This is a genomic window from Deltaproteobacteria bacterium CG11_big_fil_rev_8_21_14_0_20_49_13 (assembly GCA_002796305.1).
Classification (GTDB): Bacteria; UBA10199; UBA10199.
Genome location: PCWZ01000050.1, coordinates 88,184 through 94,829, shown reverse-complemented (window position 1 = coordinate 94,829; position 6,646 = coordinate 88,184). Strand labels below are relative to the sequence as shown.

At 47.7% G+C, this 6,646-nt stretch carries 8 protein-coding genes; 4 read left to right on the top strand and 4 right to left on the bottom strand.

Translation table 11 applies throughout. The annotated features are described in order from the left end of the window. The 4 genes from COV46_05000 to COV46_04985 form a co-directional block, all read right to left on the bottom strand. Positions 1-379, bottom strand: a 379-nt coding sequence (locus COV46_05000; GenBank protein PIR17357.1) for a hypothetical protein, incomplete at its 3' end; no start/stop codon positions are given. 186 nt (positions 380-565) lie between these two features. Next, positions 566-940, bottom strand: coding sequence for a hypothetical protein (locus tag COV46_04995; GenBank protein PIR17356.1), 375 nt, complete (start codon positions 938-940; stop codon positions 566-568). Then, positions 940-1,848, bottom strand: coding sequence for a hypothetical protein (locus tag COV46_04990; protein ID PIR17355.1), 909 nt, complete (start codon positions 1,846-1,848; stop codon positions 940-942). Before COV46_04990 ends, COV46_04995 begins: the two co-directional genes overlap by 1 nt. Further along, positions 1,845-4,529 carry a hypothetical protein gene (locus tag COV46_04985; protein PIR17354.1) on the bottom strand — a complete coding sequence of 895 codons (2,685 nt, stop codon included), beginning with the start codon at positions 4,527-4,529 and terminating at the stop codon, positions 1,845-1,847. Before COV46_04985 ends, COV46_04990 begins: the two co-directional genes overlap by 4 nt. Positions 4,530-4,617: 88 nt before the next feature. Here COV46_04985 and COV46_04980 point away from each other — a divergent pair, with 88 nt between their 5' ends. The 4 genes from COV46_04980 (at position 4,618) to COV46_04965 (ending at position 6,257) form a co-directional block, all read left to right on the top strand. After that, a complete protein-coding gene (locus COV46_04980; GenBank protein PIR17361.1) occupies positions 4,618-5,037 on the top strand; it encodes a 50S ribosomal protein L13 in 420 nt (139 codons plus the stop codon). A gap of 4 nt (positions 5,038-5,041) precedes the next feature. Then, a complete protein-coding gene (locus COV46_04975) occupies positions 5,042-5,437 on the top strand; it encodes a 30S ribosomal protein S9 (GenBank protein PIR17353.1) in 396 nt (131 codons plus the stop codon). A gap of 135 nt (positions 5,438-5,572) precedes the next feature. Beyond that, the gene (gene trxA / locus COV46_04970) at positions 5,573-5,893 is read left to right on the top strand and encodes a thioredoxin (GenBank protein PIR17352.1); all 321 of its coding nucleotides are present in this window, start codon (positions 5,573-5,575) and stop codon (positions 5,891-5,893) included. Positions 5,894-5,990: 97 nt separating this feature from the next. Further along, positions 5,991-6,257, top strand: a complete 267-nt coding sequence (locus COV46_04965; GenBank protein ID PIR17351.1) for a hypothetical protein — start codon at positions 5,991-5,993, stop codon at positions 6,255-6,257. The last annotated feature ends 389 nt before the right edge of the window (positions 6,258-6,646 follow it).

Genomic DNA, 6,646 nt, shown 5'->3' with positions numbered 1-6,646 from the left:
CAAGAATATCGGTGATGAAGTGCATCACATCCCCAATGCTACGATACGGTTTATAAAGGATGTGAAAGTGAGGGTCGTTAAGATTGAACCGCTTAAAATCACAATTGTATGTTGTGGTAAGGATTATATCGGCCTTTGGATTGATATTATGTATCTCTTCGGAGAGGCTAAAACCGTTGCCGCTCATCATTACCACTTCACTGATCAACAGGTCCACCTGATGTTCCTTGGCAAGCGTGAGGGCCATTTGAGGGTCGTTGGTCAGGTAGTAGTTGAAGTTTTTCATCGTCCGGAAGACCTTTTTCCACACCTTTAAAAAAGTAGTGTCCTCATCGACTATGATGACACTGGTCTCGCTGTTTTCGGTGCCGGATGCCATAAATTGTTCATCTCCTACTGACTAGATAAGCAATTGGCATGCCAAAAAAAGGCGCAAAAAAGAAAACTAGGCGCTTAAGGCTAAAATATAATAAAATCATATAGTTATAATGTTTTACGCACCACGCACCACGCACCATGCAGTTGGCCATGGGGGGGGGTGAAATCTTACCTGATGGGTGTTAAATTACCAATATTTCCAAAGTGCTAGGGAGCGCTTAATGAGGTCATTCTTAAAATAATATCCGACGAAGCTTTTCCCTTTTTTTGCTATAATATTGATCTTTTTGGCTGTTTTTGCTGTCTTATCAATGTTTTTGATATATTTAAGGGCGCTTATTTCGAGTGAAGCGGAAAGATTAACACCTATAACATCCATAAGTGTCATGCATTCGAGCAGGTTCTTTAGGTGTTTGGCTTCTGTTTCAAGCAAAAGGTATGCAAAGGGGAGCCGTGCCTTTTTAAAGGCGGCTTCGAACCTCTTTTTTAAGAGGAGGTTTTTTTTAGAACCTACCCTACAGCCAACCATTCCAACGACATATGGGTGTTCGAATTCCTTCATTATTTAAAATATCCCTTTGCCTTTTCGATATCTTTGCCGATCTGTTTTTTCAACGCCGCCGGATTTTCAAAAACCATCTCATCCCTTATCCTTTTATAGAACACAACTTCTATATTTTTACCATAAAGTTTTTTTGAAAAATTTAAGATGTGCGTTTCGATCACTATCTTTTTACCCCCGAAGGTGGGGTTAAAGCCGATATTGGTCACCGATATATGTCCCAGCGTCTTTGTTATATATACCCCTTCAGGCGGTGTTAGCTCGTTCTGGGGAATGATGTTCGCTGTGTGAAAACCTATTTCTCCGCCGATGCCGCGGCCTTTTACCACCTTTCCGGTCAGGGCGTACGGACGCCCCAGAAGGGAGCAGGCCTTTTCCACATCACCTGCTTTTACCAGAGCCCTTATTTGGGTCGATGATATCAAGATCTCCTTCAAAAGGACGGCATCAACGACCTCAAATCCTATGCCGTTCTCAAGGCAGAGCTTGTGGAGAAGGTCGATCGTTCCCATCCTGTGTCTGCCGAAGGTCAGGTCGTGACCAACTATCATATATGAAGGGTCTATTCGTTCAATGATGACCCTTTTAAAGAAGTCGCGCGCATTAAGGCATGAAAAGCTGGATGTGAATGGTTCCACAACGGTTATATCGATACAGTTGTCTTTAAGGGACCGCATCTTTTGGTCGAAGGTCTGGATCAGCTTTGGGCTTGAGGATGGCGCCACTCTCTTTACTGGATGAGGGTCAAAGGTATAAACAACGGCCGTTCCATTTAGCCTCTTCGCTTTTTTGGAAAGCAATCTGAATATTTTTTGGTGGCCAAGGTGGACCCCGTCAAAGTTGCCGATAGTAAGACAGACGGGTTTTGATGATCCTTTAAAACTGGCAGAGCCCTTGACTATTCTCATTTTCTTCTTTCCACCGCGAAATTGAAGCGGGATATGAGGTCGAGCTCATCCCTTGCTATTACGGAAATAAGATTGTTCCCATCTTTGACCGGTAGGTCCGCGATTATCCTGAACTTGCCGGTCTCCTCAGGGTTTGAAGCGTAGGCGACCTTGTCGTCGCCGACAAAGATGAAATAGTCCTTAACCTTTTTGTCATCTTTAATATCGCCTTCAATGTGCACCTTTGCGGAAGATGTGACGATGGGGAAGCGTGTTCCCTCAAAGCTTATCCTTGGCGCCTCGTACCATATCCCTGAGGGGGGCTCCATGATACCCGAGCCGGCGTTGAACTCTATCTTCTTTGAGAGCGATGTATAAAGGTCCTGGTCGACCACCGTGAATTCGAGCTTAAAGGCCGATTTGCTCAAAGAAGGTTCTATTTTGAACTTGAATGTCAGCCTCTTCTTTTGGCCGGGATCGAGCTTTCCTATCTTCACTCTTCCCGTATCGATAAAAACTCCCTTTGTATCGGTATCGTTCTTGATGATGGCAACCGCGTTGAGCGCCGGACCTTTGCCAACGTTCTTCACATCGACATAGAACGGGATGGTCTTGCCCACCGGCATAGGTTCGTTCACCACCTTGGTTTTTTCCGGTATCCCGAGTTTATATGTAAAGGCGAACTGCGGTTGTTTGAGTCCATCGATAGGTACTATGGCCTTGAACTCGGACGGTCTATTGTCGTTCTCTTCGGAGAACTTGACTGTGAAGGGTAGCCCTTGAGTAGGGAGGGTCTTGGGGACCTTGAATTTTGCGGACCAGCTTTTTGATGCGCCTACGGGAAGTTTTCCGAACACGAACTCTTTGTTCTTAAGTGCGTGGTCTTTGGCATCTATTATACCTATGATCTGACAATATTGTCCTGAACCTATATTTGTTGCGGTAAGGGTGAGGTCTATCTCGTCGCCGGCAGTGGCCTTTGTAATGTTCTCGCCGTTCTTCTGTATGGAGAACGCGACCCGCAGAGAGGACCTCGCGCTCGATTTGCAGTCCGACCAATCTATACCTACATTTGAAAGTTCGGCGGCAACAAGCGCCTTTTGTTCCTTTTCTATGGCGGTGATGGTTGGTGCGGCGCTCTTTGCCAGATCTGCATGTGCGTCGGTGGGGGCGTTCGCAATTATCTTGGCCGCGAAAAGGGCCGCCAGATCCTTGTTCAGGTCAAGTTTTTTTGAATACTCGCGTCGTCTGGTCTCTTCTTCATCCTCTTTTTCTGTGGGCTGAAAATAGTTCAGCTTGTACCTTGATTCGCCTTTTACGTTAGCGGAATATTTTGTGAGATGTCCTTCTAGGCTTGATTCGTTCTCGTGCTCATCCTCTGAAATATCCATCTCCTTCTTGTCGATCTTTTCGGGGATAAGCATGATGTCAGGAGTCACGCCTACCGTTTGAATGGAGTTCTTTCCGGCCGTCAGGTATTCGGCGATGGTAAGTTTTAGGGCGCTTCCGTCGTGTAGGTCGAATATGCTCTGAACGCTTCCTTTTCCGAACGACTGAGTTCCCATTATCAGTGCCCGATTATAACTCTGAAGAGTTCCGGCAACGATCTCGGACGCGGAGGCCGAGCCTTCGTTGACAAGGGCGATAATGGGGTAGGCCGGCTCTGTCCCTTGGCTGTTTGCCACTTCCTGATCGATGAACGTGCTACCGGCGCCCACCGTTGAAACGATAACGCCCGACGGTATGAACCTATCCACCACATCAACGGCCTGGCTCAAAAGTCCGCCCGGATCGTTTCGGAGATCTATGATGAGGCCGCTGAAGTTTGGCGCCGTTCTTAGCTTCCCAAGCTGTTTCGAGAATTCCTTTCCGGTATCTTCCTGAAAGTTCTTTATCTTTATATAGCCGACGTTCCTTTTGCCGACGGGTATCAGCTCGGATTGAACGCTCTCAATTTTAATGATGGCTCGTTTGAGCGTTACGTTGAATGGGGCAGGGCGGCCTTTTCGTTCCACCGTTATAGTAACGTCCTTCCCCACATCGCCGCGCAAAAGCTCAACGGCCTCGGTGAGCGACATATTGACCGTCGATTCTTCGCCTATCTGGGTGATGTGGTCGCCTGCTTTCGTGCCGGCCCGCCAGGCAGGGGTGTCCTCTATTGGCGCTATTACCGTTAAGTTCCCCTCTTTACTCCCTATGACTATGCCGATGCCGCCGAACTTTCCTTTTGTGCCCACTTTGAACTCGTTGAATATCTTGGGAGTAAGGAGATTCGAGTGTGGATCGAGTGCGGAGAGCATTCCGTCTATCGCCATGTATTCAATGTCCTGCTTGTCGAGCGTGCCGTGGTAATGCATCTGAATGAATAGATACACATCATCCAGTACGGCCCAAAGATCGGCTAGGGTCTTAAGCTCCTTGGGAGCGAACTTTTTGGTCGCTTTATCAAGGGTGATGGTGAACTTATTTCCGCCGTCAAACGTCACAAGTATCTCCGCCACCCCTTTTTGCACTTGATTGAGCGCCGCCTTTAGCATTTCAAAGGGATTTGCACGCGCCTGGTCAATGTAATTTATCCTAATAAATTCAAGGACCTTTGGGGTTGTGCTGGCGGATGAGAGGTCGAAATCTTTAGACCCTTCTGCAAGCAGGTTGGAGGCGAATATAACGATCAAGAGAGGTAGGACCAAGTATTTTTTCATGGTGAGGCCAATGTAAATGAAAGTTCCAAAGTTTTCAAGATATTTACTTGACAAAATGAGGGCCTTCCATATAGCTTTCGCCCCCGTTATGCAGAAGACCACATTATCGGCCAAAGAGCCGAAGACAAGAAAATGGGTTTTGATAGATCTTAAGGATCAGCCCCTCGGACGTATTGCCACAAAGATAGCGGACGTACTCCGCGGCAAGCATCGGGCGAACTTTACACCTCACGTTGATACCGGCGACTTCGTGGTCGTCATCAACGCCGCACATGTAAGGCTCACGGGTAACAAAAAGGCCGATAAGATGTACTATTGGCACAGCAGGTTCATCGGCGGACTTCGTGAGTCCAGCGCCGAGAAGTTGCTCGAAAAACATCCCGAAGAGGTAATTTTCAGGGCCGTAAAGGGAATGCTTCCTCACAACGATCTATGCCGTAAGGTTGTCAAGAAACTAAAGATATATGCAGGCAGCGAACATCCGTACGCGGCCCAACTAAAGAACTAATTCTATGCCAAAACAGACCGTATTTGCAGCAACAGGAAAAAGAAAGTGCTCGATAGCCCGCGTGAGAATGATCCCGGGCGCAGGGAGCATGGTCATAAACAAGAAGGTCTTCGAGACTTATTTCGGCAGGCCAGCTCTTCAAATGATCGTCCAACAGCCTTTTAAGGTAACAGGTACCGTCGGTCGTTTTGATATCACTGCCAATATAATTGGTGGAGGTCTTTCCGGTCAGGCAGACGCTTTAAAACACGGCATTGCAAGGGCGCTTCTTCTTATGAACCCTGATTACAGAAAGCCCCTCAAAAAAGCGGGCTATTTAACACGCGACTCAAGGGTTAAAGAGCGTAAAAAATACGGCCACAAGAAGGCACGTAAACGCTTCCAGTACAGCAAGAGATAATTTTCTCTACACATTATAAAAGCCGCTGTTATTTTTTAACGGCGGCTTTTTTTATTGATTATGACCGGTCTCTGGTGAATAGTCTGTTTACGGTGAAGAAGAGCAAATACTCTAAATAAAAAAGGAGAAACGATCATGGCGAGTGAACTTGTAAAACATGTGAACGATGCGGATTTCGAGAGCGTTGTTATAAGCTCTTCTATCCCGGTCCTTGTAGATTTTTGGGCCCCGTGGTGCGGACCCTGCAAGGCGCTGGCCCCGATCATCGATAAAGTGGCTGAAGAACAGACGGGGAAGGTGCTTGTCTGCAAAGTAAATGTCGACGATTCGCCTGAGGTGGCCGCCAAGTACGGCATTCGCGGCATTCCCACGCTTATCTATTTTAAGGGCGGAAACGTAGTGAACCAGCTCACGGGCTCCGTTCCCAAGTCCCAAATAGATTCTCTTATCGCCTAAAACACGAATCTCTTCTTAGAGACCGGTCTTGACCCCAAAAACCGGAGTACTTGGAACTTCCAAACAGACCATCTAAAGAGTGGTCAGGGAGGAAGTCATGAAGAGAAGCCGATTTACCGAAGAGCAGATAGCGGGGATCCTCGCTGAGTTTCGGGCTGGAACGAACCAGAGCGAACTTTCCCGAAAGTATGGCGTCAGCGCAACCACCATTTCAAAATGGAATGTCCGGTTTGGGAACATGCAATCGGGCGATGTCCGCAGGCTCAAGTCTCTTGGGGAAGAGAATGGCAAGCTCAAGCGGATCGTTGCAGACCAGGCGGTCGAGATAATGGCGGCCAAGGACGTCATCCGCCGTTTTTCCTAAGCCCCAAGGTCAAAAGAGAAGAGACGGAGCGTCTTGTCGGCGAGTTTGATCTGAGCAAACGCAAGGCAAGCGGACTCTTGGGGCTGGAGCAATCGACTTTATACTATCGTTCAATAAGGCGTCAGGACGATGGAAAGCTCAAGGCGATGATACCGATATTTGCCAGAAGAAAGTGCGCTACGGTCGGCCCCGGGTGGTGTGGTATCTCAGGGATGTTCAGGGAATGAGCGATAATCATAAGCGGATCGGCAGGATATATTGTGAACTGGGTCTTCAAGTCGGTAAACGGCGGAAGAATCGGCCGAGGCGTACAGGCTTAAGATTAGCGATAGAAAGGCCGACGCAACCAAATGAGGTGTGGGTTATGGACTTTGTAAGCGATCCAGTTG

What these genes read in the sequence shown, in the direction of transcription:
- COV46_04995 (PIR17356.1), bottom strand. Translation starts at nt 940, where the DNA reads ATGAAGGAATTCGAACACCCATATGTCGTTGGAATGGTTGGCTGTAGG.
- COV46_04990 (PIR17355.1), bottom strand. Translation starts at nt 1,848, where the DNA reads ATGAGAATAGTCAAGGGCTCTGCCAGTTTTAAAGGATCATCAAAACCC.
- COV46_04985 (PIR17354.1), bottom strand. Translation starts at nt 4,529, where the DNA reads ATGAAAAAATACTTGGTCCTACCTCTCTTGATCGTTATATTCGCCTCC.
- COV46_04980 (PIR17361.1), top strand. Translation starts at nt 4,618, where the DNA reads ATGCAGAAGACCACATTATCGGCCAAAGAGCCGAAGACAAGAAAATGG.
- COV46_04975 (PIR17353.1), top strand. Translation starts at nt 5,042, where the DNA reads ATGCCAAAACAGACCGTATTTGCAGCAACAGGAAAAAGAAAGTGCTCG.
- trxA (PIR17352.1), top strand. Translation starts at nt 5,573, where the DNA reads ATGGCGAGTGAACTTGTAAAACATGTGAACGATGCGGATTTCGAGAGC.
- COV46_04965 (PIR17351.1), top strand. Translation starts at nt 5,991, where the DNA reads ATGAAGAGAAGCCGATTTACCGAAGAGCAGATAGCGGGGATCCTCGCT.